Source organism: Tissierellales bacterium, from assembly GCA_035301805.1.
In the GTDB taxonomy this organism is placed as follows: Bacteria; Bacillota; Clostridia; order Tissierellales; family DATGTQ01; genus DATGTQ01.
On sequence record DATGTQ010000274.1, the window covers coordinates 1 to 2,295 of the forward strand.

The 2,295-nt window shown below is 28.8% G+C and carries 4 protein-coding genes; all 4 read right to left on the bottom strand.

Translation table 11 applies throughout. The annotated features are described in order from the left end of the window. Positions 1-307: hypothetical protein (locus VK071_13475; GenBank protein HLR36324.1), on the bottom strand; the 307-nt coding region annotated here is incomplete at its 3' end. Positions 308-334: 27 nt separating this feature from the next. Beyond that, a complete protein-coding gene (locus tag VK071_13480; GenBank protein HLR36325.1) occupies positions 335-556 on the bottom strand; it encodes a hypothetical protein in 222 nt (73 codons plus the stop codon). A 27-nt stretch (positions 557-583) separates the two neighbouring features. Further along, on the bottom strand, positions 584-796 hold the full coding sequence (locus tag VK071_13485) for a hypothetical protein (GenBank protein ID HLR36326.1): 213 nt from the start codon (positions 794-796) through the stop codon (positions 584-586). A gap of 92 nt (positions 797-888) precedes the next feature. After that, on the bottom strand, positions 889-2,142 hold the full coding sequence (locus VK071_13490) for a hypothetical protein (GenBank protein HLR36327.1): 1,254 nt from the start codon (positions 2,140-2,142) through the stop codon (positions 889-891). Positions 2,143-2,295 lie beyond the last annotated feature (153 nt).

Consider the following 2,295-nt stretch of genomic DNA (forward strand, 5'->3'; position numbering starts at 1 on the left):
AGTATTTACTTTCCTGCATTACTAAAGTAAACCATTCCCCGTATGCTTCAATATCATCTCCAGGCAACCACTCATCTTTTTTAAGCAACTCTAAAACTTTGTTTATCATAGACTTTTCAAGCACACAACTAATTCCTCCGCCCTCATTTACTCGGTGAATAAGATAACCACCATTAGTTATACACACTTTGACCTCGTTGTTAAGTTCTACTGCCTGTTCATATAATTTAACGTTAGTAAGTTCAATACCTTCTTTACTCATAGCTTTCACTATCACACTTAATAATTCTGTAGTATTATTCTTCATTATATCTCCTCCAATAAAATGTATGTTTTAACCTGCATCATAATGGTTGTCTTCTATATCAGATTCTACTTTTTCCCAATCTACATCTGCTTTAAATTTAGGTCGAAAATCTCCATCACCATCTGAGTAGATAGAAACATCTCTGGAAGCTCCTAAATTACCGAGGTGTTCCATTTTATTTAACATTGACATAAAATAATCAATCCATCTTTCTTCCATTTCAACTTCAATTGTAAATTTCTTTTTCATAATAATTCCTCCTATAAAATTTATGTTTTAATAATCTTCGTAATCGTCACGTTCCATTAATTCAGCTTTCCATAAATCATAGTATTTCTCAGCTTTAAGTTTTAATTCTTCATTTTCCTTTTCTAGTCTATCCATTTTTTTATTTAATCTTTGCAAACATTCATTTTTAAATTCCACTAAATCATTAGCAATTCTTAACTCTTCTTCTTTTGTACGCAACCTATCTCTATAATAATCCATTATAATTCCTCCTATAAAATGATTCTTTTAATTGTTTATAATACTATTATACTATACTGTTTATTCGTTGTCAACAGTTTAAAATGGTTATTTTAATCTACATATTCCCAAGTTAATTTTTCTCCTGTGTCAGGGTGTCTACCTGCTGACCTACGTTCTCCTTTACAGACTTTTTGTATTCCTGATATAGAAGATAAATTACACCATTTCCTAGCCTCTTGAAGACTATTAAATATTTTATTATTAGTTTTACAAAGAACTTTTTTACTATTATATCTAGAAATTAATCCTACAGGTTGGATTTTATTCTTTTCTAATACACGGTATACTGTATTATAGCTTATTGATAACATTGAAGATACTTTCACAGCCGATTTTAATTCAATGTATAAACTAATAACTTCTTCTTCTGTATACTTTTTATTTATTTCTTGTATGTTAATACCACTTCTTTTAAAAATATTTGAAATTGTAGTTGGAGATAATTGATACTTTTTTCCTACATCATAGATAGACTCTGTTTTATTATATAATTTTAACATCCCTGGAATATCATAGAAAGAATTTTTTTGAATTATTTCTTTTATTTTATTTTTTTCTACCTTTTTTATATCTGGAAGTATTGAGTCATCAATTTTGCTAGAAATAAAATCAAAATCAGATTCTCTACAATCTAATTCTATTAAATTAATACCTTTTCTTTCACAGTATACTCTTTTATCTTTATCAGACAAGGCAGATTTTTCATGAGCATTTTTCCATATGGAATTTCTACCTTCTTTGTTGTAATGTTGCTCCCCGTGAGTTTCGATTACACCCAATCCCTCCACATAGAAATCAAATCTTCTATTTAAAAAGTCTTCAAATACTTTCTGATACTCGTATTCTATTCCTTTTACTTTTAGATAAGCCATCATAAATTTCTCAGGATATTTAATATTAGAGCTACAATGTTTACAACTAAATCCCCGATTAACTAATTTATTAACTACCGTATATTTTATACTCTCACAAGAAGGATTTGTACACTTGACTTTTATTTTTTTCCCTGATTTATGTGTTAATGTTTTCGCTTCTTCTATATCTACTAAATAAGGTCTAGCCCATTCTAGAGCATATAATGAATTACCTTCATATACTCTATTACCAGATTTATAGGCACAACCATTACCTTCATCTATTCCCCTTTCCTGTACAATATATGTAGGTGCATCAGGATATACCATACTCTGTACTTCATATGCTTTTCTTTTATATTTTCCAACAAGGACAGTTGTCTGACTTACTATCTTCAGAGTCTCATTCACTATTTCTCCTACTTGATATCTATGTTCTGTTTTTCTCATTTTCTTCAACTCCCAATAAAATTTGTATTTGTTTTAACTTCTTGATATAAGTATATAACAAAAAAAGAACCCCGTCAATAGGGTTCTTCAATATTTTTAAAATACTTTCTATAACTTTCCTTTGAATGTTCCTATAGCTATTAGAAGAACAAG

What these genes read in the sequence shown, in the direction of transcription:
- VK071_13480 (HLR36325.1), bottom strand. Translation starts at nt 556, where the DNA reads ATGAAAAAGAAATTTACAATTGAAGTTGAAATGGAAGAAAGATGGATT.
- VK071_13485 (HLR36326.1), bottom strand. Translation starts at nt 796, where the DNA reads ATGGATTATTATAGAGATAGGTTGCGTACAAAAGAAGAAGAGTTAAGA.
- VK071_13490 (HLR36327.1), bottom strand. Translation starts at nt 2,142, where the DNA reads ATGAGAAAAACAGAACATAGATATCAAGTAGGAGAAATAGTGAATGAG.